At 60.0% G+C, this 22,799-nt stretch carries 21 protein-coding genes; 7 read left to right on the top strand and 14 right to left on the bottom strand.

The annotated features are described in order from the left end of the window. Positions 1 to 1,086 precede the first annotated feature (1,086 nt). The 7 genes from FJU30_RS08950 to epsC all read right to left on the bottom strand — a co-directional run bounded on the left by FJU30_RS08950 (position 1,087) and on the right by epsC (position 7,451). Entirely contained in the window at positions 1,087 to 2,571 is a 1,485-nt protein-coding gene (locus tag FJU30_RS08950; protein WP_150434603.1) for a cysteine desulfurase, read from the bottom strand. Then, positions 2,558 to 3,505: a family 2A encapsulin nanocompartment shell protein gene (locus FJU30_RS08945; RefSeq protein ID WP_150434602.1), complete on the bottom strand. Its 948-nt coding sequence runs from the start codon at positions 3,503 to 3,505 to the stop codon at positions 2,558 to 2,560. The genes FJU30_RS08950 and FJU30_RS08945 overlap by 14 nt, the downstream gene beginning before the upstream one ends. 52 nt (positions 3,506 to 3,557) lie before the next feature. Beyond that, positions 3,558 to 4,733 carry a molybdopterin-synthase adenylyltransferase MoeB gene (gene moeB, locus FJU30_RS08940; RefSeq protein ID WP_150434601.1) on the bottom strand — a complete coding sequence of 392 codons (1,176 nt, stop codon included), beginning with the start codon at positions 4,731 to 4,733 and terminating at the stop codon, positions 3,558 to 3,560. A gap of 5 nt (positions 4,734 to 4,738) precedes the next feature. Further along, complete coding sequence (locus tag FJU30_RS08935) at positions 4,739 to 5,023, bottom strand: MoaD/ThiS family protein (RefSeq protein ID WP_150434600.1); 285 nt, start codon at positions 5,021 to 5,023, stop codon at positions 4,739 to 4,741. Between the two features lie 32 nt (positions 5,024 to 5,055). After that, positions 5,056 to 5,481: a Mov34/MPN/PAD-1 family protein gene (locus FJU30_RS08930; RefSeq protein ID WP_150434599.1), complete on the bottom strand. Its 426-nt coding sequence runs from the start codon at positions 5,479 to 5,481 to the stop codon at positions 5,056 to 5,058. Continuing rightward, entirely contained in the window at positions 5,478 to 6,380 is a 903-nt protein-coding gene (locus FJU30_RS08925; RefSeq protein ID WP_150434598.1) for a PLP-dependent cysteine synthase family protein, read from the bottom strand. Before FJU30_RS08925 ends, FJU30_RS08930 begins: the two co-directional genes overlap by 4 nt. An 87-nt stretch (positions 6,381 to 6,467) precedes the next feature. Beyond that, the gene (gene epsC, locus FJU30_RS08920; RefSeq protein WP_150434597.1) at positions 6,468 to 7,451 is read right to left on the bottom strand and encodes a serine O-acetyltransferase EpsC; all 984 of its coding nucleotides are present in this window, start codon (positions 7,449 to 7,451) and stop codon (positions 6,468 to 6,470) included. Between the two features lie 535 nt (positions 7,452 to 7,986). Between epsC and FJU30_RS08915 the strand changes: the two genes are divergently transcribed. Together FJU30_RS08915 and FJU30_RS08910 are read left to right on the top strand one after the other, a co-directional pair. Continuing rightward, positions 7,987 to 8,346, top strand: a complete 360-nt coding sequence (locus tag FJU30_RS08915; protein ID WP_150434596.1) for a DUF6966 domain-containing protein — start codon at positions 7,987 to 7,989, stop codon at positions 8,344 to 8,346. Positions 8,347 to 8,398: 52 nt separating this feature from the next. Next, positions 8,399 to 8,857: a hypothetical protein gene (locus tag FJU30_RS08910; RefSeq protein ID WP_150434595.1), complete on the top strand. Its 459-nt coding sequence runs from the start codon at positions 8,399 to 8,401 to the stop codon at positions 8,855 to 8,857. Between the two features lie 103 nt (positions 8,858 to 8,960). Here FJU30_RS08910 and FJU30_RS08905 read toward each other — a convergent pair whose 3' ends face one another. Beyond that, positions 8,961 to 9,590, bottom strand: a complete 630-nt coding sequence (locus tag FJU30_RS08905; RefSeq protein WP_150434594.1) for a glutathione S-transferase family protein — start codon at positions 9,588 to 9,590, stop codon at positions 8,961 to 8,963. A 382-nt stretch (positions 9,591 to 9,972) separates the two neighbouring features. Between FJU30_RS08905 and FJU30_RS08900 the strand changes: the two genes are divergently transcribed. Beyond that, positions 9,973 to 10,587 carry a hypothetical protein gene (locus tag FJU30_RS08900; protein WP_150434593.1) on the top strand — a complete coding sequence of 205 codons (615 nt, stop codon included), beginning with the start codon at positions 9,973 to 9,975 and terminating at the stop codon, positions 10,585 to 10,587. A gap of 31 nt (positions 10,588 to 10,618) precedes the next feature. On the opposite strand, the gene FJU30_RS08895 is transcribed toward FJU30_RS08900, so the two are convergent. Both FJU30_RS08895 and mdlD read right to left on the bottom strand, forming a co-directional pair. Next, complete coding sequence (locus tag FJU30_RS08895) at positions 10,619 to 11,035, bottom strand: hypothetical protein (RefSeq protein WP_150434592.1); 417 nt, start codon at positions 11,033 to 11,035, stop codon at positions 10,619 to 10,621. A gap of 236 nt (positions 11,036 to 11,271) precedes the next feature. Then, positions 11,272 to 12,576, bottom strand: a complete 1,305-nt coding sequence (gene mdlD / locus FJU30_RS08890; protein ID WP_150434591.1) for an NAD(P)-dependent benzaldehyde dehydrogenase MdlD — start codon at positions 12,574 to 12,576, stop codon at positions 11,272 to 11,274. A gap of 476 nt (positions 12,577 to 13,052) precedes the next feature. Between mdlD and FJU30_RS08885 the strand changes: the two genes are divergently transcribed. From FJU30_RS08885 to FJU30_RS08870, 4 genes are all read left to right on the top strand, one after another. Further along, positions 13,053 to 14,420 carry a pyridoxal-phosphate dependent enzyme gene (locus FJU30_RS08885; RefSeq protein ID WP_150434590.1) on the top strand — a complete coding sequence of 456 codons (1,368 nt, stop codon included), beginning with the start codon at positions 13,053 to 13,055 and terminating at the stop codon, positions 14,418 to 14,420. Between the two features lie 46 nt (positions 14,421 to 14,466). Next, positions 14,467 to 15,627: a trans-sulfuration enzyme family protein gene (locus tag FJU30_RS08880; RefSeq protein ID WP_150434589.1), complete on the top strand. Its 1,161-nt coding sequence runs from the start codon at positions 14,467 to 14,469 to the stop codon at positions 15,625 to 15,627. 127 nt (positions 15,628 to 15,754) lie between these two features. Next, positions 15,755 to 17,266: an FGGY-family carbohydrate kinase gene (locus FJU30_RS08875; RefSeq protein ID WP_150434588.1), complete on the top strand. Its 1,512-nt coding sequence runs from the start codon at positions 15,755 to 15,757 to the stop codon at positions 17,264 to 17,266. Then, the gene (locus tag FJU30_RS08870) at positions 17,266 to 18,294 is read left to right on the top strand and encodes a 2-hydroxyacid dehydrogenase (RefSeq protein ID WP_150434587.1); all 1,029 of its coding nucleotides are present in this window, start codon (positions 17,266 to 17,268) and stop codon (positions 18,292 to 18,294) included. Before FJU30_RS08875 ends, FJU30_RS08870 begins: the two co-directional genes overlap by 1 nt. Here FJU30_RS08870 and FJU30_RS08865 read toward each other — a convergent pair. The 4 genes from FJU30_RS08865 to FJU30_RS08850 are packed head-to-tail and all read right to left on the bottom strand — an operon-like array spanning position 18,277 to position 22,799. Further along, on the bottom strand, positions 18,277 to 19,242 hold the full coding sequence (locus tag FJU30_RS08865; protein WP_150434586.1) for a carbohydrate kinase family protein: 966 nt from the start codon (positions 19,240 to 19,242) through the stop codon (positions 18,277 to 18,279). The two genes, FJU30_RS08870 and FJU30_RS08865, sit on opposite strands and share 18 nt — an antisense overlap. A 28-nt stretch (positions 19,243 to 19,270) precedes the next feature. Further along, positions 19,271 to 20,254: an ABC transporter permease gene (locus FJU30_RS08860; RefSeq protein ID WP_150434698.1), complete on the bottom strand. Its 984-nt coding sequence runs from the start codon at positions 20,252 to 20,254 to the stop codon at positions 19,271 to 19,273. 11 nt (positions 20,255 to 20,265) lie between these two features. Further along, positions 20,266 to 21,258 carry an ABC transporter permease gene (locus FJU30_RS08855; RefSeq protein WP_150434585.1) on the bottom strand — a complete coding sequence of 331 codons (993 nt, stop codon included), beginning with the start codon at positions 21,256 to 21,258 and terminating at the stop codon, positions 20,266 to 20,268. Next, on the bottom strand, positions 21,252 to 22,799 hold the full coding sequence (locus FJU30_RS08850) for a sugar ABC transporter ATP-binding protein (protein WP_150434584.1): 1,548 nt from the start codon (positions 22,797 to 22,799) through the stop codon (positions 21,252 to 21,254). The genes FJU30_RS08855 and FJU30_RS08850 overlap by 7 nt, the downstream gene beginning before the upstream one ends.

Below are 22,799 nucleotides of genomic sequence, written 5' to 3'. Positions count from 1 at the left end.
TACTCGCCCCCGCCATGAGGCTCGCCCCTGCCGGGTTGCCGCCAGCGGCGCTCAACCCTGCTCCCGGCGGATTCGTCGCTTACCCCGCGCCCCTACTGCTGCAAGCATAAGAGACATCCAGTCGCTCACCGCAGGTCGGCCGTTGGCTGAACGACTTCGTTGCCGCCGAATTTGTCGCTGCGCCACCGCTTTCCTGCCCCCCGAATTACCTGAGGCATATTATTCGCGTCAGCAATCACGCGTCATTATGCGGGAAATACCGACGGGCGTTCAGATAAAAATAATAATGGCAGACAGACTTTGTTTATTCATTCAGAAATCTGCCGCCAGGAGTAATGCAGATGAGGCATGGCGCGGGATTCATTGTCAACATTCACCGCAGTGATGTAATTGACAGATCAACGGCGTCATCATGACGCCACAATAAAGAAACAGGCGCCTTATGCCGCCTAAATAACTCGCGCATTGATGCTTCACTTTTGATCATGCTATAACGCGTAACTGATGATAATAAGATTAAAATAATCATTAAAACCAGTTGATTGTTATTTAATCATCATATCGTTATCACTCAACCTGCAGGTCAAGCGTAGCGCGATTATGCGAAGCTATTTAGTTAACCAGACATTATTATCCGTTCGTCGCCTTATTCGGACATTCAGTCACGCCGGCAACGCCACCGGCCGCCATTAGCGCTCCAGCCGCATGGAGACCAGGCAAACGCTTGCCATTTCGCTGCCATAAATATACTCCATGGTGAGCATAACGTCCGACATCCCCGCACTGTCGGGGGCCGGTATACAGAGCGGCGCTATCGGCGTCATCGATTGGTTGAGCCGGGAACGCAGTACCGCCGAAAATCGCTTAAGCCAGTTAATAACCCTCACGTTGTCTTTCTCCTTGCGTCGCAGTCGGTCGATTTATTGCATCCAGTTAAGCGCATAACGGCAAAAAACAAAGTGATTATTTCCGCTTTGATTATCCATGGAATGGATAACATCCCCTGCCCGCCGCCCTTCAGCCTCAGCGCAACGCGGCGCGACCGAAAGATCGTCCGGCGCGCGCAGGGAGGGTAAAGTCCGCCGCTCAACGGTGGACTGACGCCGACGAGTCGGCCAGCTGCGCTATTTTTTGCGCCAGCAGATCAATTTCCTGCGGCGTGTTATAGAAAGCCAGCGAGGGCCGAACCGTACCCTCATAGCCGAAATGGCGCAAAATGGGCTGCGCGCAGTGGTGACCGGCACGCACCGCAATCCCCGCCTGGCTGAGATAGCGGCCGACCGCTTCATTGGAGTGATGATCGAGCACGAACGACAGCACGCTGGTCTTGTGCGGCGCGGTGCCGATCAGACGTAAACCGGCAATCTGCGATAGCTTCTGAATGCCATATTCCAGCAGCGCATGCTCGTAGGCGGCGATATTCTCAATCCCCAATGCCGTCACGTAGTCAATCGCCGCCCCCAGCCCGACCGCGTCGGCGATGTTGCCGGTTCCCGCTTCAAACTTGTGCGGCGGCTTCTGATACTGCGTCAGTTCAAACGTGACGTCGGCGATCATATTGCCGCCGCCCTGATAGGGTTGCGCCTGCTCCAGCACCTCCTGCTTGCCGTAAACCACGCCGATGCCGGTCGGCCCAAAGACTTTATGACCGGAAAAAACGAAGAAATCCGCATCCAGCGCGCTCACGTTAACCGGAATATGTGAAATAGACTGTGCGCCGTCAATGGCGATCCGCACGCCAAAACTGTGCGCGATGCTCACCAGTTCCTGCACCGGCGTAATGGTGCCCAGCGCGTTGGAAACGTGCGTCGCCGAGACGAAGCGGGTCTTCCGGTTAAACAGCCTGACGTATTCGGCGAGGATCAACTGCCCCTGTTCATCCACCGGCGCCACGCGGATCACCGCGCCCGTCTGCTGGGCGATCAGCTGCCACGGCACGATGTTAGCGTGATGCTCCAGCAGCGTCAGGATGATTTCATCACCGGGCTGCAGCAACGGTTTTACGTAACTGTGGGCGATGAGATTCAGCCCCTCGGTGGTCCCGCGCACAAAAATAATATTATCCGGGCCGGGCGCGCCGATAAAACGCGCGACCTTGTCGCGAGCGGCCTCATAGGCATCGGTTGAGCGTGCGGCCAGCGTATGCGCCGCGCGGTGGATATTCGAGTTTTCATGCTCATAGTAGTAGCCGATGCGCTCAATCACCTGCTTTGGCCGCTGGGTGGTGGCGGCGTTGTCCAGCCAGACCAGCGGATTTCCGTCCACCCGTTCGGATAAAATCGGAAAATCGGCGCGAATCTGCTCCAGCGGCACCGAGCCGACCCGCGCCAGCGGCGCGAAATCCGGCGACGCCGTACGGGGCGCCGGGAAGTCGTCGACCGCCGCGGACGCGCCGCCCAGCGGCACCACTCTGGGCGCGTAGGGCGGCGCCCGCCCCTCTGCCGCGTCAGGGAAATGGCCGGACAGCAGCGAAGACAGATCGCGTTCGTCCGGCAGGCCATAATCATGCGCCGACGGTTCGCCGGAAAACGGCGCCGACGCAAAGGGCAGCTGCAATTTATTCGTAGTCATAATACTCACCCACTTCAACATCTTCTAATACCGCGATGGCATCATCGGCCAGGATGGCGGCCGAGCAATAGAGTGAAAGCAGATAAGAGGCTACGCCGTTGTCATCGATGCCGCGAAAGCGCACGGACAATCCCCGCGATTGTTCATTGGGCAGGCCGGACTGATACAGTCCCAGCACGCCGCGTTTCGCTTCGCCGGAACGAATCAGCAGGATATTGGTTTTCCCGCTCTGGCCTTTGGGGTTTTTTAACCCATCGACGAATAATTTATCACTTGGGATCAAGGGAATGCCGCGCCACAGGATAAACACGCCGCCGTTAAGCGTCGCCGTCGCCGGCGGCACGCCGCGCCGCGTCGCCTCGCGCTGGAAGGCGGCGATCGCCCGCGGATGCGCAAGGAAAAACGACGGTTCTTTCCATACCTTGCTCAGCAGTTCGTCGAGATCGTCCGGCGTCGGACGGCCCGCGCGCGTCTGAATGCGCTGCGCATCGGCCACGTTTTTCAGCAGACCGTAATCATCATTGTTGATTAACTGGCTTTCCTGCCGCTCGCGCAGGCTTTCGATCGCCAGCGCCAGCTGTTCGCTGGCCTGATCGTAAGGAGAGCTGTAAACATCGGCGATTTTGGTATCGACGTTGACGATGGTGGCGACCGAGTCCAGCTGATATTCACGCGGCCGGGTTTCATATTCGATATAGCCTTTCGGTATCTCAATCTGAGTGGGGTCCTGACCGCATAACGCATCGAGCGGCGTATCGCCCTCCACCACTTTATTGACCCGGTATATGCCGGCTTCCAGCCCTTTAAATTCCAGAAAGCGGGTGACCCAACGCGGGGTAATGGCGCCAAACTGCGGCGCCGTTTTGGTTACGTTGGCCAGTTGATAGGCTGCATCACGCCCGAGCGCGTTAATTACTGGTTTTTTATCTGCCATGATTATTCCTTAATTATTCAGAACACGTTTTTGTTACACGAATAAAGCGCGATTAATATTGCGGCAGGCTGGTATCCACCTCCCTGGCCCAGGCATTGACGCCATCTTTCAGGTTGAGCAGTTTTCCCTTATATCCCGCTTGCTGTAAGGCCCGAATGGCAAAGATGCTGCGCTGCCCTATCTTGCAGAGAAATACCGCATCAATAGCCGGATCGAATTCATCAATCCGGCGGGCGATTTGGCCTAACGGCACGACCTTCGCGCCGGGGAATTTAACGATGGCGCGTTCATGCGGTTCGCGAATATCAATTAATTGCAGCGGCTCACCGGCGTCCAGCCGCGCCTTCAATTCCACCGCGCTGATGCCGTCCACCGGAATATCGTCCGCCGAGGGTTTAAGACCGCAAAACTCCTCATAATCAATTAATTCATTAATTACAGGGTGGCGACCGCAGATTGGGCAATTCGGATCTTTTTCCAGCTTCAATTCACGCTGGGACATCTGCCACGCATCAAACAACAGCAGGCGCCCGACCAGACTATCCGCCCCGCCGACGATCAATTTAATGACCTCCGCCGCCTGAATGGTGCCGATAATGCCCGGCAGCACGCCGATCACGCCGCCCTCGGCGCAGGAAGGCACCAGACCGGGCGGCGGCGGCGCCGGATACAGACAGCGGTAGCACGGCCCCTGTCTGGCGTAAAAGACGCTCGCCTGCCCTTCGAACTGAAATATCGAACCATAAACGGTAGGTTTGCCCAATAATACGCAGGCATCGTTAATCAAATAACGGGTGGGATAATTATCGGTGCCGTCCGCCACCACGTCGTATTCCCGGATGATATCCGGCGCATTCTTACTGTTCAGTTGTGTGTTATAGGTCACGACATGGCAATCCGGATTAATAGATTTAATCCGGTCTTTGGCCGATGCCACTTTGGGGCGGTTGATATCTTTGGTGCCGTGAATAATCTGACGCTGTAAATTCGATACTTCGACAAAATCGAAGTCCACCAGACCGATGGTGCCGACGCCGGCGGCGGCCAGATAGAGCGCCAGCGGCGCGCCCAGACCGCCCGTTCCCACCAACAGCACGCGGGCGCTTTTGATGCGCCGCTGACCTTCAATGCCGATTTCGGGTAATAACAGATGGCGACTATAACGGGCTATTTCCGCATTGGATAATTCCACCAGCCGTTCATCGGGAATAATACTTGCGAGTTGCATACCGTTTAGCCCTTTGTTCCTCCGGCGATGGCCGGAACTAAAATAACCTCATTGCCTGCGCTGACCGGCGTATCCAGACCGCCGGTGTTTTTGATATTGCTATCATCCACGTATAAATTGATAAACGAGCGCAATGTGCCGTCCGCCTCATATAAGTGCTGACGGATATCGGGATAGCTCTCCGCCAGCGCCGTGATTAACTGGCCGACGGTATTCCCTTCCAGCTGGATTTTTGACTGACCATCGGTAAAAGCGCGCAGCGCTGTCGGAATCAGTAAAGTAACGGACATAGGTACACTCCTTAATATGGCTGGCGTCGCGCTCAACTGGCGTCGACGTCTTCCTGCTCGAATTGTTTGCTGGCGGGCGAGAGTCGCCAACTGGTAAAGGCTCCCGCCACGCGCGCGGCGACCGCCACGATGATGTAGGAATAAAACGGCAATGCATGCGCGCGGTCATACTCGGATGGCCGCGCGGGATGATCCGGGTGCGAGTGATAAAAACCGACCACCTCCAGTTCCTGCCGTCTGGCGATACGTTCCGCCGCCAGGAAATCGTCGGCGCTGATGACGAAGCGATGATACTGTTCGTCTTGCTCGCGGGCGTTGTCTATCGGCAAAATGCGCGCCACCGTGGTTACCCTCTGCGCGTCGCTGGCGCCCAGCAACACGCCGCAGCACTCATTGGGATAGCTTTTTTCCCCCTCGCGCCGAATTTCCTGCTCAATCTCTTTCGTTAGCTTTATCATGACGTTTCGTCCCAAAATGTATCCGACACATAGCGCGCGCCCGTATCGCACAGCAGCGTGACCACCGAGCAGCCGGCCGGCAGCGTAGCGGCAAGTTTCAGCGCGGCCGCGACGTTCGCCCCGGACGATACCCCGACGTACAGCCCTTCGCGTCGGGCCAGTTGGCGGCACATGGCGTAGGCTTCCTCGGTGGTCACGGCGATCACCCCGTCCGCCAGGCTTTCATCCAGAATGCCGGGCTTGATGCTGCTGGCCATATGCTTGGTGCCCTCAATACCGTGAAACGGCGAGGCCGGTTGCACCATGAACGCCTTTATCGCCGCGTTTTCCTGTTTCAGTCGCCGGGAACAGCCGATAAAGCTGCCGGAAGTGCCGACGCTGGCCACAAAATGACTGACGCGCCGGTCGGTCTGGCGCCAAATTTCCTGGCCGGTCGTGGTGTAATGAATTAACGGATTAAGCCGGTTGTTGTACTGGTCCGGGTAGAAATAGGCTCCGCTATCGGATTCGACCAGCGCTTTCACCGCCAGATAAGCGCCGTCCGATCCCTCCAGCGGATCGGTCTCCACAATTTCCGCGCCGTAGCTGCGGATAATTCGTTTTCGCTCGGCGCTGGTATTTTTCGGCATAAATAGTCTGACGTTATAATTCAATATTGCACCCAGCATGGCATAGGCAATACCGGTATTCCCGCTGGTGGCGTCCACTAACGTTTTCTCTCTGGTTAATTCGCCGCGGGCAATCCCCTCCAGCATCATGGCCTTTGCCGCCCGATCTTTTACCGATCCGCTCGGATTCATAAATTCCGCTTTGCCCCAGACGGCGACGCCCGGCGTAATTTCATCCAAATGAGTCAAAGCAAGCAAAGGTGTATTTCCTACCAGATCAAGAACCGTCATCTCGATTATTTCCGCTATTTCATTATTATTTATTGGATCGCCGCTATCGTTTATTCATAGCGGATTAAAAAATAGATATTGAAAAAATCAGATGCCGCCGCCGTCCTGATATTTAGTTTGTAATACCGTCGCCTGACGAATATTACTGCCGGGCGGCACATCGCTGGTCAGCCACACGTTGCCGCCTATCGACGAACCCGCGCCAATGGTGATGCGGCCCAGAATGGTCGCGCCGGCGTAAATAACCACATCGTCTTCCACGATCGGGTGGCGCGGATAGTCCTTTTGCAACACGCCGGACTCATCAACCAGGAAGCGCCTGGCCCCCAGCGTCACCGCCTGATAAATACGCACCCGCTTGCCAATAACCGCGGTTTCTCCGATCACCACGCCGGTGCCGTGATCGATGAAAATGCCGACGTCGATTTGCGCGCCGGGGTGAATATCAATCCCGGTTTCGCTATGCGCTTTCTCGCTCACGATCCTTGCCAGCAGCGGCAATCCGAGCAGATGCAACTGGCGCGCGAGACGATAATGAATCACCGCGTAAACGCCGGGGTAGCAGAGCAATACTTCATCGACGCTTTTGGCCGAGGGGTCGCCCTGCCAGGCGGCCAGAATATCAATATCCAGCTGCTGACGGATGGACGGCAGGCGCGACGAAAACAGCCGGATCAGTTGAATCGCCGTTGCTTCATCGCTATTCCCTTGTTGTGGCGACGAGCCAGACTGGTTGGCCAGGCTGGCGCTATAGCGTAATTCGAGGTGCGCTTCTTCCATTAAACTATCAAGCGTGCCGCTCAATAAATAACCTACATAATAATCTTCGCTCTCTTTTCTAATCGAGCTAATGCCCAAACGCATCGGGTATAATATTTTCAGCAAATTATTAACCACCGCCGCGATATTTTCTTTGGACGGCAACAGACGTTTACTCTGATATTGACCCGTTGAATGCTTATCGCGCCACTCACTTCTGGCCTGACTTAATTCCGATACAATACTATCCAGCTCCCAACGACTATTATTCTGCTGAATAAAAATAGATTCACTGACGTCTACATTATTCATAACTGATTACCCATTAAAGCCAGATATTTATACCTAAAAGTTATTTACATAAATAGGCTTATTAATTCATCAAATCAAATGTTTTTATTTTATTTCAATAGCGAAAATAGGCATATAGCCAAAATAATTCGGGTTGCAGGCAGGCGGCGACGCGGCGACTCATTCGTCGGCAACGAATTTACCCAGCCAACGGCATGACCTGCGGTGAGAGAGGGGATATCGCACCTTAATCCCCGGCGACTTACCGCAGTAAGTGACCGGGGTAAGCGACAAAGAGGCCGGAAGCGGATTTGAACGCCGCTGGCGACGACGCGGCAGGAACGGGGCCCCGACGACGGAGCGAAGAACTGCGCGCGGCCTGCGCGGCTGTAAGCCCGAAGGATGGCGGGTACGGCATACTCCTGGCCCTTCGCCGCATACTTTTCTCCTCTGCCGCGCAAGGACGGACGTTTACAGGACCGGCGGTTATCGTCATGATAAAGCGGTTTATTTCAGCGCTGCGGTACGGCGCGCGTTAAAGACGGGCGTTATCCTTATGAAAATAGCCGTAACCGTGCGGCGTAAACAATTGCGCGCGCTGACGGAATATCTCGAACTGCTGTGCGAACTGCTGCGGCTGGATAGCCAGTGCGGCTGGACAACGCATTTTGAACATTCGCTTTCCGTCGCCAATCGGCTGCTGGAGACAGGTTTTGAACAGGTGGAGCTTAACGAGCTCTCCCTTTCGATACGATCGGTTTACGGCGGCATGGGGAGTTTTAATGATTACGTGCCGCTGGTCGATACGCCGGCGTATCGGGCCTGGCGCCGCCAACACGCCGATGCCGATCGTGTGACGAGCAAAGTATACGACGCGGCGCTGGCCCTGATGACGATCGGCGGGCAAAATGCTTAAACCCGAGGATTCCCCACCGGACGAGGTCTGGTGACATCAACGACGGACGACAATGCGCAAGATCTACGATGGCATACTCTGGCTGCATTCCGCCGCCACCGGCAAAACCTTTCCAACAGTGCGCTTTTCCGCCGACGTGGATTGGCTGACAGATGGTTGGATCGCGTTGACCAGCCGGGAAAACAACGAAATCGTGGTGACGGAACTCACGGCGGAAGAGTATCTCTGCGCCGCCGCCGACCTTGCGGGATTCATACAGGCCGAAGCCCGCATCAACCAGGCGCTGACGCGTTCAGACCTGCGCTGCGTCTGGCTGATCCGCGCGGAAGAAAGCGTGCCAGCGGCGCAAGGCCTGTCATTCCAGACGTACCGCCAACGATATACGCCGCCGCGCCTTTTCTACCGCGACATATTCAGCCCGGACGCGGAGGCGCGGCAGACGGCCAGCGAAACGCTGGCCGCGTTTGAACGCGCCGGCGGCAGAGTGTGGGAGATGCCGGCGCATACATAATTGCGCGGCAAACATCCCTGATATCGCCATCATCCTGATTTACGCCTGCACGCCATCGTTACTTTCCCATGCCGCCATGCGAAGGCTACAGGCAGCGGAAAAATCAGGGTTCGCCATTGTTGCCGTATTTAAGAAAACCAGGGCGCTGACAAAGCTGCTGATAAAAGCGCGCAACGTGCGGTAATTCGGGCCGGGTGAACGGGGTCGAGTACCAGCGATGGGTCGACAGACCGAGGACGATGTCCGCCAGGGTAAACGCAGCGCCGCAGACAAACGGCCCGCCTTGCCCAAGCGCGGCGTCCAGGATGGTCATGTGCCGGTTCCAGTTCTGAATACTGGCCTCAACGGCCTGACCGTCTCCCCAGGCCGGATTTTTGCGCACCAGCGCCATAAATGCATAGCGCCAGGCATTGTTCAATTCCGTCGCCTGCCAGTCCATCCATTTCTCCACCTGAGCGCGCGCCCGGGGCTGCGGCGGAACAAGTTCGCGCCCGGCGTCGCCGTAAACGCTGGCCAGATAACGGCAAATGGTATTGGACTCCCAGAGCACCAGATCTTCATCGACCAGCACCGGAACCATCGCGTTTGGATTGACGGCGAGGAACTCGGGCGATGACAGCGATAGCGCACCCTGCCCCCATGCTTCATGTTCGAAAGGGAGGTCAAGTTCATGGCAGGTCCACAGCACCTTGCGAACATTGATCGAGGACGCTCTTCCCAGGACTTTTATCATGACGGAAACCCTTATCCCAAAATTTAACGACGGAGAGCAGATTGCTGACAACGTGGGTTATCGGGGAACGCGCGTGACGGCCTAAAGCATCGACCACTTCGCCCGCAGCAAATGCGGACAACGGTCGCGCCGCCGGGCGAAGCGCAGAGATGCGTCCTGTCCCGCCCCTCGCCGCCGCAGACCCGGCCATCCCGGACTCGCCGGCAATTTGTCGACAACCGCGGCGATCATTTATAGCATGCCGATCGGCCATATTGCCATACGCAAGATGACCCGCGCCGCGCGCCGGGCTGTCGTGAATACAACGGCAGGGTGCGCGAGTCAGGGAGAAAAGCTAATATATTGCGTTGGACCCTATCCTCAGCACGAGTACAGCAAGCTAATGCCTGTTAAACCCTCAAACCCCGACGCCGATGTTTCGCCGCCCTTTTCACTCTCGCCGCAGGCGATCGAATGCCTGCTATCGTCTCAGCAAACCCTTTCCGATCGGTACCCCTGGTGCAGTAACGACGAATCGACGATCGACCATTATCTGAAAGGCCTTTGTGCGCAAATCATGCGCGTGACCAGAACAATGTCGCGCATCGAATGGAAACATTACGGCTCCGGCTATGCTTCTTTCGTCGACGCCTGGTTCTACCAGACAACCCCGCAATTTAATGTCCGACGACCGCCGCGCGACGGCGAAGCGCATACCGGACTGGTTGTTCTGCTAAACCGGCGCGCGCCTTACTTTGTCTTTATGGAAGGCGAAAAACATTGGCTCGCCCGCAGCGCAAGCAGCTATCTGCCCGAATTCGCTATGATTGATCGGCTGAATACGCCCGCCGTACTTTCCCTGAGCCAGCAGGTCCAGCTCCTGCTTGAGAGCGGCGGCCTCATTCGGCTCTCCCGGCAGCAACTGGAGAGGCCCCTGCCGCCTGACCTCCACGTTCCCACGCTGTTGACGGACCGCGGTTTTACCTACTTCGACGCGCTGTTTCACTGGGAGGATTGACGCGCGGCGAAGCGATAACCGTCCGCACGGGTCAGGACATCGTCAGCGGCTCCCAGTCCGGCAGCGCGGCAAACGCAATCTCATATTCAATGCAGCGTTCGCCGCCGGCGCTAAAGTAGCGCTTATGATAAATCAGCTTATCGGCTTCGAAGCGCAGGGGAGTGATAAATCCCCCGCTGGCGCTGGATACGCGACGCAGCGTCTGCGTCGTGATATCGAGACACAGCAACGCCGTATGCGGCCCCCTGTCCCCGGCGACGGCAAGCCACTCCTGAACCGCCAGATAACGCGAATCGGGCGACCATAGCGCCTCATTGCCGAACAGCCTTTCAGGCAGGACAAGGCCGTCCAGCGCTAATGAGAAGTAAGCGGGACCAAAGCGGATCTCGCCGGCGATGATGAATTCGGCCGAGTGCTGGTTGTCGGGAGCGGGTACGCGATGTCGCATAAATTGAGTTGCCCGTTTTTGTCGTTCATGCCGTCATCTTATAAAAAACAGAGACGGACCGCCGACAAAATCGCATTATTAACCACAGACGGTTCACGCATCGCGCCGCGTTTTTCTCGCCCGGCGGCCGCCGTTCATTGCCCTCAGTCTCAGCCGCGCATAACCGATGCGGACGTGAGCAAGCGTTGAGCGCACGGCCGCGACGGGTAAGCGCCTTTTATGCGTGCCGCCTTTACTTACGCGACAAAGCGAATGGACTTACGGTGGCTAAAAGCGGCAAAGCTGTATTTCCCGTGGTACTCGCCCATGCCGGAAGGACCGATGCCGCCGAATGGCAGGGCCGAGGTAAACGCATGGGTTAAAATACTATTAACCTGGGCATCGCCCGACTGAATCTGATTAATAATTTGGTTGCCCCGCCGTTCATCTTTCGTGAACACATAAAACGCCAGCGGTTTCGGATGGTGGCGATTAACCTGTTCGATGGCGCGCTCAATGTCGTCATAGATAATGATCGGCAATAACGGACCGAAGATCTCCTGCTGCATCAACGCGTCCGACCAGTCGACGTCATCAATCACGCTGGCCTGAAAATACCTGTTTTCCCCTTCGCTGACGCCGCCCAGCACAATGGCGCCCTGCGTTTTTTCAAGGTAGCCGTTGAGGGTTTCAATCTGTTTTTCAGTAACGATTTTGCCGTTGGATTTCGGGTCGGCGTAGCCTTTTTGGATCCAGGGGATCAGTTTCGCCATCAGCGTTGAGTGAACGCGCCGGTCCACCAGCACATAATCCGGCGCAATACAGGTCTGACCGCTGTTGATGAATTTAGCGAATGCCAGACTTTCCACCAACTGGTCGATATCCGCATCCTCGCACACCAGCACCGGGCATTTGCCGCCCAGTTCCAGCACCACCGGCGTGAGATGTTTGGCCGCGGCTTCCATCACGATTTTACCGACGCCGGGGCTGCCGGTGAAAAAGAACAGGTCGAACGGCAGGGCGAGCAACGCGGTATTTTCCTCACGTCCCCCCTGGATCACCGCGACATAGTCAGCGGGAAACGCCTCGGCAATCACTTTTTCTATCACTTCGGCAGTATGGGGCGTCAGCTCGGACGGCTTCAAAATCGCGGTATTGCCGGCGGCCAGGGCGCCAATCAGCGGACACAGCGTGAGATTAAACGGATAATTAAACGGTCCGATGATATAGCAAACGCCTAACGGTTCATGCCGCACCACGCAGCGCGAGGGCGCTAACCGCTCACCGGCATCCACCTCTTCATCCTGGCTCCACTGGTCAATATGCTTTAACGCGCTATCCAGCTCCAGCATCACCGCGCCTATTTCCGCCAGGTCGACCACCTGCCGGGATTTACCCAGATCCTTATCCAGCGCATCGTAAATCAACGCCTGATTGGCCAGAATAGTCTCTTTCAGTTTGTGCAACGCCGCTTTCCTGAAGGCGACGTCCCGGGTTTGGTAAGACGAAAAAAACGCTTTTTGCGCGTTAAATACGGCGGGTATACGTTCAGCGCTGGTCATGGTTTAGATCCTCTCGGCTGCATCAATGGGCTATCTCCGTCCTTGTCCCGGCGGCGGACCAATCGATGCGCCTGCGCCCGGCTTCAGGCCGGGAAGCCTCATCGTCCGGCGCGGCCGGCGCCCGTCACAACCGCCAGGATGACTCACGAAATTAACATTCGAGCAACTATACCAGAGGCGAGCGAACTTGCCTTGTCTGAAAGATCAAATCGGGTTGCCGGAGGAAAGGCGCGTCGGGTATCAACATCGACGCGCGCGCCGGCGTCGTGGGCCGGCGGGGTAGCGCGCCAGGCCGCGCGTTCGCCCAGAGCAGACGGCGGTATCGACGTCTAAACCGCTGCGCCGCCGTACATCCATATGGCTAAAACGGGATTTTATATCACAAATATGCATATTCATTGGTGATTTATTTCGTTCGTCCGCCTTTAACGCAGATCTACTATGGTGGCCCGCGGTTGATTGCAGAGTGAAAAACGATGACCATTCCGACCTCCGTGCTCGATCTTATCGGCCGCACGCCGTTACTTGAACTGACGCAGTTTGACACCGGCCCGTGCCGACTTTTTATCAAGCTGGAGAACCAAAACCCCGGCGGTTCGATTAAAGATCGGGTCGCGCTATCGATGATCGAACATGCCGAACGGCAAGGCTGGCTTAAACCCGGCGGGACGATTGTCGAAGCCACGGCCGGCAATACCGGACTGGGACTGGCGCTGGTGGCCGCGCTCAAAGGCTATCGTTTGTTGCTGGTGGTGCCGGATAAAATGAGCCGGGAAAAAATCTTCCATCTGCGCGCGCTGGGCGCGGAAGTACGGCTCACGCGCTCGGATGTCGCCAAAGGACATCCGACGTATTATCAGGATTACGCCCGCCGGCTGGCGGCGGAACTGCCCGGCGCTTATTACATCGACCAGTTCAACAACCCGGCCAACCCGGAAGCCCACTATCGCACGACCGGCCCGGAGCTGTGGCGACAGTTGGAGCAGCGGATTGACGCCGTCGTGGTGGGCGTCGGCTCCGGCGGCACGCTGGGCGGCCTCAGCCGCTACTTCGCGCAGGTATCGCCGCAAACCGAATTCGTGCTGGCCGATCCGCAAGGTTCGATTCTGACCGGCTATCTGCGCGACGGCGCGCAAGGCGAAGCGGGAAGCTGGCGGGTGGAAGGCATCGGCGAAGACTTTATTCCGCAACTGGCCGACTTTAGCCGGGTCAAACAGGCCTATTCGATCAGCGATAGCGAATCCTTTGGCGCGGCGCGCGAGCTTCTGCGCAAACAGGGCGTGCTGGCCGGCTCGTCCAGCGGCACCCTGCTGGCCGCCGCGCTGCGCTACTGCCGCGCGCAGACGGAGCCCAAACGGGTGGTCAGTCTGATCTGCGACAGCGGCAATAAATATCTTTCCAAAATGTTCAACGATTACTGGATGGTCGAACAAGGGCTGATTCAGCGCCCGCCGCACGGCGATCTGCGCGATCTGATTACCTATCGCCACGACGAAGGCGCGACGGTATCGGTCTCCCCCGATGACCGGCTGGCGCTGGTGCACGCCCGCATGCGGCTGTACGACATCTCGCAATTGCCGGTGCTGGAGAACGATCGGGTGGTGGGCATTATCGACGAATGGGATCTGCTCAACAGCCTGAAGAAAAACGCGCGGCATTTCTCGCTCAGCGCGCGCGACGCCATGTCCAGCCGACTAAACACGCTGGATAAATCCGCCTCGCACGACGATCTGTTGGCCACCTTCGATCGCGGACACGTCGCCATTATTCTGGACGGCGAACGCTTTCTCGGCCTGATAACCCGCACGGATGTACTGAACCACTGGCGCCAGACGCTGCGCTGAATCTCGCCGCGGTGACTCACCGTTTTTTTGCTACGAGGAATACGCTATGAGCCGTTTTGATACCCAGACCGTCCACGCGGGCTACACCCCGGACAGCACCGGCGCGGTGATGCCGGCTATTTACGCCACCTCGACCTTTGCGCAAACCGCTCCGGGCGAACACAGCGGCTACGAGTATTCGCGCAGCGGCAACCCGACCCGCAGCGCGCTGGAAGCCGCCATCGCGCAACTGGAGGGCGGCAGCCGCGGATTCGCCTTTGCCTCCGGGCTGGCCGCCAGCGCCGCCATTCTTGAACTGATCGACCACGGCAGCCATGTGGTGGCGGTAGACGATCTCTACGGCGGCAGCTGGCGACTGCTGGAAAACGTGCGTAAACGCTCCGCCGGGCTGCAGATCACCTATGTCGATCCGGCCGATACCCAGGCGCTGGAACAGGCGATTACCGCGCAGACCCGCATGATCTGGGTGGAAACCCCGACCAACCCGCTGCTGAAACTGGCGGATCTGGCGGCGATATCCGCCATCGCCCGCCGGCATGGCCTGATCAGCGTGGCGGATAACACCTTCGCGTCGCCGGCCCTGCAGCGGCCGCTGGATCTCGGCTTCGACATCGTGGTTCACTCGGCCACTAAATATCTGAACGGTCATTCGGACGTGATCGCCGGGCTGGCGGTGGTCGGCGATAAGCCCGAACTGGCGTCGCAGCTGGCCTTTTTGCAAAATGCGGTGGGCGGCATACTCGACCCGTTCAGCAGTTTCCTCACGCTGAGGGGCATCCGTACGCTGGCGCTGCGCCTGACGCGCCACAGCGACAACGCGCTGCAGATCGCCCGCTGGCTGGAGCGACAGCCGCAAGTGGCGCAGGTCTACTACCCCGGGCTGCCCGCCCACCCTCAGTACGCGCTGGCGCAGCGCCAGATGTCCGCCGCGGGCGGCATGATTTCCGTACGACTGCAGGGCGATGAGGACTATGCCCGCGCGGTCATCCAGCGCACCCGGCTGTTTACCCTGGCGGAGAGTCTGGGCGGCGTCGAAAGCCTGATTAGCCAGCCCTTCGCCATGACGCACGCCTCAATGCCGCTGGAGAAGCGGCTGCAGAAAGGGATAACGCCGCAGCTCTTGCGCCTGTCGGTCGGCATCGAAAACCCGCAGGATTTGATCGACGATTTACGCCAGGCGCTGAACACCCAGCAAAATAACCTCTGACTGTCGGCCCGGCGGCGCGCCGGGTTATTTCCTTTCCGCTGATTTGCTTTACCGATATCGGAATATAGCGCGGCCGGATTTTCCATTACCCTGATTTCGCCCCGCAATACAGTAAGGTGAGTGACGGATGGACTATTACATTGGCATCGATATCGGCACCTCGAAAGTGAAATCCGTGCTGTTCGACGCCGCGTTTAATGAACGGCAGATCGCCTCCGCCGCCAACGTCGCCGAGACGTCCGGCGCCGGCTATGCCGAACAGGATATGGCCGCGCTGTGGGACGGTGTGCTGTCGACGCTGACCCGTCTGGCGCGCTCTCCGCTGCTGCGTCAGGGCCGGCTGAAAGCCATCGGGCTGACGGGCCAGGGGGAAGGCGTATGGCTGAGCGATCGGCACGGCGCCCCTATCCGCCGCGCCATTCTGTGGAGCGATACCCGCACGGCGCGCCGCGTGGAACAGATAAAACAGGATGCGACGCTGGAAGCCGCGCTGTTCGCCGAAACCGGCTCCCCGCCGCTGCCCTGCAACAGCAGTATGCTGCTGAGCTGGCTGGCGCGTCACCAGCCGCAAACGCTGCGCGCCGCGCATCACTTTTTCTTCGCCAAAGACTGGGTGCGCTTTCGCCTGACCGGCAAAGCGAATCTTGAATTCACCGACGCCGGCACCTCGCTGCTGGATCTGCGACGCGAAACGCTGTCGGAAACCGTGCTGGACGCGCTCGACCTGCGGCCCTACCGCCACCTGTTCCCGCCGCTGCTGGGGTCGAGGGAAATAGCGGGCGCGCTGAGCGACGACATCGCCGCCCTGACCGGGCTGCCGCCCGGCACGCCGGTCGGCGCCGGCGCGCTGGACGTCTCGGCCGCGGCGCTCGGCATCGGCGCGGTGCGCGACGGCGATATTTTCACCATTCTCGGCACCACCTGCTGCACCGGCATTGTCTGTCGCGGGCTGGATCGCGTCAGCCCAAAGACGCGCTTTGTCGCTCACGCCTGGCCGCAGCACTACCTCAACCTGTTCGCCATGCAGTCCGGCACGCCCAATATCGACTGGGCGCTGGCGCAGCTGGCGGGGAACGCCGATTTCGAACAATTAGGCGCGCGCATCTCCCGCATCGCGCCGGGCAGCGACGGCGTGTTCTATCAGCCCTATCTGAACGGCGAGCGCGCGCCGTTTTACAGCCCGGGCGCACGGGCGGGGTTCTTCGGCATCGGCCAGCACACCACGAATGACCATCTGCTGCGCGCGGTGTTCGAAGGGCTGGCCTACGCCATTCACGACGCGCTGGCCGATTCGCCCGCCGCCGGCGATCTCTATATCGCCGGCGGCGGCGCGGCCTCGCCCTGGTGGCTGCAAATCATCGCCGACTGCACCGGACGTCAGGTTATCGCCAGTCCGACGAAGGAATTGAGCGCGCGCGGCGCGGCGATGCTGGCGGCGCTGGCGCTCGGCGAACAGATCGTGCCCTCCGACCTGGCGGGCGGCGACGGCCGGCTGACGTTTACCCCACACCCGCGCGCCCACCGTGCTTATCAAACGCTGTTTCCGGTCTTTCGTCAGTTGCGCGACCAGTTGCAGCCGCTGTGGCAAGCCCGGCGCCAGGCGCTAAATATGCTGTCGGAACAAGGTACGCATCCCTGATGAAAATTATTTTTACCGCCGAATACGGCGGCGACCTCGCCCGCTTTCATCAACTGGGCGAACTGGTGCTGGACGGCTGGGCCGTCGGCAAACCCAAACTGAGCGAAGCGGCGCTGATTGAGCTGGCCCATGACGCGGAGGTTATCGTCACCAGCTACGACGATATCACCGCCGGCGTGATCGCCGCCTGCCCGCGCCTGCGGCTTATCGCCTGCACCCGCGCCAACCCGGTGAATGTCGACGTCTCCGCCGCGCGCGATCGCGCCATCCCGGTGATTTATACGCCAGGCAGAAACGCCGATGCCGCCGCCGAACTGACGCTGGCCCTGATGCTCAGCGTCGCCCGCCACATTCCGCAGGCGCACGCGGCGTTGAAACGCGGGGAGTTCACGCGCGCCGACCCGCATAGCCAGCGTACCCAGGCCGGCCTGCGCGACGACGTGGTCTGGGACGTGGACAAGAACAGCCCGTATGAAGTGTTTAAGGGTAGCGAGCTGCGCAACAAGGCGCTGGGCATCGTCGGCTATGGCAGCATCGGAAAACGGGTGGGCAGACTGGCGCGCGCATTCGGCATGCAGTTGCTGATCGCCGATCCTTACGTGGCGGCGGAGGAAATTGACGAACCCGGCGTGCGTAAAACCACGCTGGAGGCGCTGTTCGCCGAGGCGGACTTCGTCAGTCTGCACCTGAACAGTACGCCGCAGACCAAAGGCCTGATCGGCGCCGCGTTGCTCAACCGGATGAAAGCGCAGGCCTGCCTGATCAATACCTCGCGCGCGGCGGTGATACGGGAAGACGATCTGATCGCCGCGCTGCGCGCCAGGCGGCTGGCCGGCGCGGCGCTCGACGTCTACGACAGCGAACCGCTGTGGCGCCACCATCCGTTCGTCACCGAATTTGATAACGTGGTGATCACTCCGCATATCGCCGGCGCCACGCGGGAAACCCTGACCAGGCACACCGCGATGATCGCCGCCGAACTGGAGCGTTTTATCCGCGGCGAACCGTTGCTATATCAGTGGCGGTAACCCGCTCTGGCGCGTCGGCGTGGTCGCCATAAACTTCAGGGTGCTTTCCCAGTCGACCACGCCGGCGTCGGATCCCAGTCCGGTCGCCACCAGCGCGGACACCGCCGAACCGAGCTGACAGGCGCGCTCCAGCGCCCAGCCGCGCGCCAGTCCGGCGATAAATCCGCCGCAGTAGCTGTCGCCGCAGCCGGTGGTATCGGCCACCTCGACCCGATAAGCCGGTATATGCAGCGAGAAGTTCTGGCCGAAAACATACGATCCGTCGGCGCCGGATTTGAAAATGCACACGCCCACGCCCCGCTCAAGAAAGAACGCCGCGCTATCCTCCAGCGTTGCGCACCCCGACAGCTGAAGCGCCTCCTGACGAGACGGCATGAAATAATCGACATAGGGCAGCAACGGCGTCAGCAAGCCGAGGGTCGCGCTGTCCGGGGCGATCAAATCCAGACTGGTGGTAACGCCGCGCGCTTTGGCATGGCGCAGCAGCCGTTCGCTCTGGCCGCGATCCATCGCGGCCAGCAGACCGGTGCCGCCATGATGCAGAAAGCGCGTATTGCACACCGCGTCGAATGCCTGCTCGTCAATAAACAGCCGATCGGAGGCGCCGCGATAATGCAGCGCCGAGCGTTCGCCGTCCGGTCGGATCGCCAGGATGGTCGCCGACGTTTCCGCTTCGCGCGTACGCTGCACCAGCGAACAATCGATCCCGAGTCGCCGGTATACGCCCAGAATAAAATCGGCTTTCTCATCCTCGCCCAGACAGGCGGCGGTCGCGGTGCGGATGCCCAGCTTCGCCGCGTTCATCGCCGCGCCGCTGGCGGTGCCCGCCGGATTGAGCCGGATCTGTTCAATAAACCGCACCTCGCCGCCCCCGGGGATGGCGCTGACCGGACGACCGGCGATATCCAGAATGGTTAACCCGACAAATACCGCATCAAACTGATTCACGTTGGCTCCTTTGCGTTTTGCGCCCCGGCTACTGACGTTGACGCAGGCGCCCCTGCAGGAACGACAGCGCCAGCGCCACCACCAGAATAATGCCACTCAGGGCGTCTTTTAGCATGAAATTTAACCCCATCAAATTCAACCCGTTGGCAATCATGGCGAGAAACAGCACGCCAATCAGCGTGCCGGCCACATTCGGCCGGCCGTGCGGGTGAAAGGCGGTGCCGATAAACACCGCCGCGATGGCGTCCATCAGATAGGCCTGACCGGCCAGCGGAGTGAACTGACGCAGATTGGCCGATAAAATCACCCCGCCGACGGCGCAGGTAACCGGCGCGGCAATCAGCAGCCAGAACAGCGTGCGCCGAACGTTGACGCCCGCGATCAGCGCCGCCGGCGCGTTCAGCCCGACGGCGTGAATACGCTTGCCGGCGATGGTGCGCTCAAACAGCAGGTAATACACCGCCAGCAGCGCCAGCGCGATCAGAATGGGCTGCGGCACGCCCCACAGTTCGCCGACCGCCAGCTCATGATAACCCGCCGCCATGCGGCGATAGGCGATCGGACCGCCGCCGTCGGTATAAATACGTTCGATGCTGCTGCCGATAAACCAGGTTCCCAGCGTGGCCAGAAAGGGTTTGATGCGGCAGTAAATGATCAGCGCCGCGTTCAGCAGGCCGATCAACGCGCCGCCGGCCAGCGCCGCCAGCACCGCGATCTGCCACGGCAGATGATAGACCTTGAGCGCCACCAGGGCGAACGCGGCGCCGAAGTCCAGCGCCACCCCGACGGACAGATCGATGCCGCCGGCGGCGACCACCAGCGTCATCGCCAGCGCCACGATCAGCAGCACCGCGCTGCCCTGCAAGATATTGGCCCAGTTGCCTGGCGTCAGAAACAGCGGGTTGCTCAGCGCAAAAAACAGCAGAAACGCCAGCAGAATAACCAGAAAACCGTAGCGGGCGAACAGCGCCGTCAGCGGGCTGCCCGGCCGGGGGCGCGCCGGGGACGGCATCACGTTTAGCTTCACGATCCGCGCCTCCGCTGCCGTATCGAGGCCGCGCCGAGCACCAGCAGAATCAGCGCGCCCTTGATGGCGCCCAGCCAGAAGATATCCACCCGCAGCAGGGCCAGGCCGTTGGATAACGCATTGACCAGCAGCGCGCCCAACAGCGCGCCCCAGAGGGTGACCACCCGCCGGCGGGAAAATGAAGCGCCGATAAAGGTCGCCAGCACCATCTCCAGCAGCAGCGGCTCCGCCGTGCCGGGCGAACTGCCGGAGCCCTGCGCCAACAGCGTCAGCGAGGCCAACGCCGCCGCCAGCGCCGCCAGCAGGTAGGAGCCGGCGACCAGCGAGCTGACCGACAGCCCGGACATGCGGGCGCTTTCCGGGTTGCCGCCGGCCGCCAGCAGATGCTGGCCCCAGCGGCTGTGGTGGATAATAAATTGAAACGCGGCGAACACCAGCAGCATGAACCACACCGCCAGCGGCAGGCCGAACAGACTGTTATCGCGGAACGCCGCCACGGCCGGGTCGTCCACGCTGATACGGCGCTGCCCGGTCAGCCAGTTGGTGAGGCCGGTCAGCGCCACGGAACAGGCCAGCGTGGCCAGCAGCGGCGGCAGACCGATCCCCACCACCAGCGCGACATTCAGCGCGCCGGCCAGCAGCGCGGCGCCGAGCGCCAGCAGAGCCGGCCACACATAGCCCTCTGCGCCGCCGGTCAGGCCGTGACTGAGGATCGCCACCGCCAGCACCGCGATAGCCGGCAGCGACAGATCGATGCCGCCGGCGATCACATCATCGCCGCCGCCGCGGATAACGCACGCCAGACCGCAGCTGAGTATCGCCAGCGGCGCCGTCTGGCGCAGGATAATCGCGCCGTTCTGCCAGGAGAGAAAATACGGCGCCTGTACGCACAGGAACAGCAGCAGCGCGGCGAACAACAGCAGCGGGATTTTATCGATCAGCGCCGGCACCCCAATGCCGTCACGCCCTGTTCGGGTCTGACTTAACATATCGCTTCCTTCTGCGGGCCGCCGCTGGTCAACGCCAGCAGTGCATCCAGCGTAAGTTGTTCGGTACTGACATCCGCAATGCATTCGCCGCGCCACATCACCAGAATGCGATCGCACAGGCCGAGCAGTTCGCCGCCGTCGCTGGAAGACACCAGCACGCCGCGTCCCTGCGCCGCCAGCTGGCGGGTAAGCTGGTAAATTTCCGCCCTGGCGCCGATATCCACGCCCAGCGTCGGTTCGTCGAGAAGAAACAGCGTGCTGTCGGTACTCAGCCAGCGGGCCAGAATGACTTTCTGCTGGTTGCCGCCGCTCAGATAACGCACCGGCTGCCCGACCTCGCGCGGCCGGATATCCAGCTTATCGGCCAGCTGGCGCGCCCGCAGGCGGGCGGTGGTCCGCCGCAGCCAGCCGAAGCGCGCTACCGACGGCAGCGAGGAGAGATTAATGTTATCCGCCACCGACCAGGGCAAAATCAGTCCCAGATGGCGCCGATCTCGCGGGATCAGCGCCATGCCCTGCGCGATGGCCTGCACCGGCGAAGCAATGCGGCGCGCCACGCCGTCAATCACAATGCGCCCGCCGCGCGACGGCGTTAAGCCATACAGCGTATCGATCAACGCCTCGCGCCCCGAGCCCAGCAGACCGGCGATGCCGACGATTTCTCCGCGCGCCAGCGCAAAACTGACCGGCCGGAAATGACGTCCGTCGGTCAGGCGATCCACCTGCAAAAACGGCCGTTCGCCTGTCGCCGACCGGGACGGCGCGGCGAACAGAGTGGCGATTTCGCGCCCCACCATCAGATGGATCAGGCGGTCGATATCGCGGGTCGCCGGCGCGTCCAGCGTGCTCACCCGGCGTCCGTTGCGCAATATGGTTACACTGTCACAAATATCGGCGATTTCGTTGAGATAGTGGGAAATGTAGATAATGGCGATGCCGCGCCGCTTGAGCGCCAAAATCGCCTGCAGCAGTCGCCCGGCTTCGCGCGCCTCAAGCGGCGCCGTCGGCTCATCAAACACCACCAGCCGGGCCTGACCGTCGATCAGCGCCTGGGCGATCTGCACCAGTTTACGCTCCGCCAGGCTCAGGTCGCTAATCAGCCGATCGACGTCCAGCGGCAGATTCAGCGTATGCTGAAAGAAATGCCCGGCGGCACGACGCATCGCCCGTCGATCGAGTCCCAGCCAGCGGCGACAGCGCTCCTGGCCGATAAAGACCGACTCCGCCACGGTAAAATGCGGGATCAGATGTAACTCCTGGTGAATAACCCGCACGCCGTGAGCGTGGACCGTAGCCGGCGTCACGCGCCGCAGCGGCTGGCCGTCAAACAGAATACTGCCGCGGTCTGGGCTATAAACCCCGGCGAGGATCTTGATCAACGTGGACTTGCCCGCGCCGTTTTCGCCGATCAGACCGTGGATTTCGCCGGGGCGAGCGTGCAGCGACACATCGTCCAGCGCGCTAACTCCAGCGAACTGTTTGCCGATCTGCATCATCACCAGCCCCTGCCGCGCCGGCGTGTCCGGAGTCGCCGCCGCCAT

The organism is Affinibrenneria salicis (genome assembly GCF_008710095.1).
Note: the sequence above shows the minus strand (reverse complement) of the source record. Positions and strands in the feature narration are given on the sequence as shown.

Coding starts and splice junctions, on each gene's coding strand:
- FJU30_RS08875 (WP_150434588.1), top strand. CDS start 15,755: ATGGACTATTACATTGGCATCGATATCGGCACCTCGAAAGTGAAATCC.
- FJU30_RS08905 (WP_150434594.1), bottom strand. CDS start 9,590: ATGATAAAAGTCCTGGGAAGAGCGTCCTCGATCAATGTTCGCAAGGTG.
- mdlD (WP_150434591.1), bottom strand. CDS start 12,576: ATGACCAGCGCTGAACGTATACCCGCCGTATTTAACGCGCAAAAAGCG.
- FJU30_RS08915 (WP_150434596.1), top strand. CDS start 7,987: ATGAAAATAGCCGTAACCGTGCGGCGTAAACAATTGCGCGCGCTGACG.
- FJU30_RS08885 (WP_150434590.1), top strand. CDS start 13,053: ATGACCATTCCGACCTCCGTGCTCGATCTTATCGGCCGCACGCCGTTA.
- FJU30_RS08910 (WP_150434595.1), top strand. CDS start 8,399: ATGCGCAAGATCTACGATGGCATACTCTGGCTGCATTCCGCCGCCACC.
- FJU30_RS08880 (WP_150434589.1), top strand. CDS start 14,467: ATGAGCCGTTTTGATACCCAGACCGTCCACGCGGGCTACACCCCGGAC.
- FJU30_RS08945 (WP_150434602.1), bottom strand. CDS start 3,505: ATGGCAGATAAAAAACCAGTAATTAACGCGCTCGGGCGTGATGCAGCC.
- FJU30_RS08900 (WP_150434593.1), top strand. CDS start 9,973: ATGCCTGTTAAACCCTCAAACCCCGACGCCGATGTTTCGCCGCCCTTT.
- FJU30_RS08860 (WP_150434698.1), bottom strand. CDS start 20,254: ATGCCGTCCCCGGCGCGCCCCCGGCCGGGCAGCCCGCTGACGGCGCTG.
- moeB (WP_150434601.1), bottom strand. CDS start 4,733: ATGCAACTCGCAAGTATTATTCCCGATGAACGGCTGGTGGAATTATCC.
- FJU30_RS08895 (WP_150434592.1), bottom strand. CDS start 11,035: ATGCGACATCGCGTACCCGCTCCCGACAACCAGCACTCGGCCGAATTC.
- FJU30_RS08950 (WP_150434603.1), bottom strand. CDS start 2,571: ATGACTACGAATAAATTGCAGCTGCCCTTTGCGTCGGCGCCGTTTTCC.
- epsC (WP_150434597.1), bottom strand. CDS start 7,451: ATGAATAATGTAGACGTCAGTGAATCTATTTTTATTCAGCAGAATAAT.
- FJU30_RS08850 (WP_150434584.1), bottom strand. CDS start 22,799: ATGGCGGCGGCGACTCCGGACACGCCGGCGCGGCAGGGGCTGGTGATG.
- FJU30_RS08930 (WP_150434599.1), bottom strand. CDS start 5,481: ATGATAAAGCTAACGAAAGAGATTGAGCAGGAAATTCGGCGCGAGGGG.
- FJU30_RS08925 (WP_150434598.1), bottom strand. CDS start 6,380: ATGACGGTTCTTGATCTGGTAGGAAATACACCTTTGCTTGCTTTGACT.
- FJU30_RS08870 (WP_150434587.1), top strand. CDS start 17,266: ATGAAAATTATTTTTACCGCCGAATACGGCGGCGACCTCGCCCGCTTT.
- FJU30_RS08855 (WP_150434585.1), bottom strand. CDS start 21,258: ATGTTAAGTCAGACCCGAACAGGGCGTGACGGCATTGGGGTGCCGGCG.
- FJU30_RS08935 (WP_150434600.1), bottom strand. CDS start 5,023: ATGTCCGTTACTTTACTGATTCCGACAGCGCTGCGCGCTTTTACCGAT.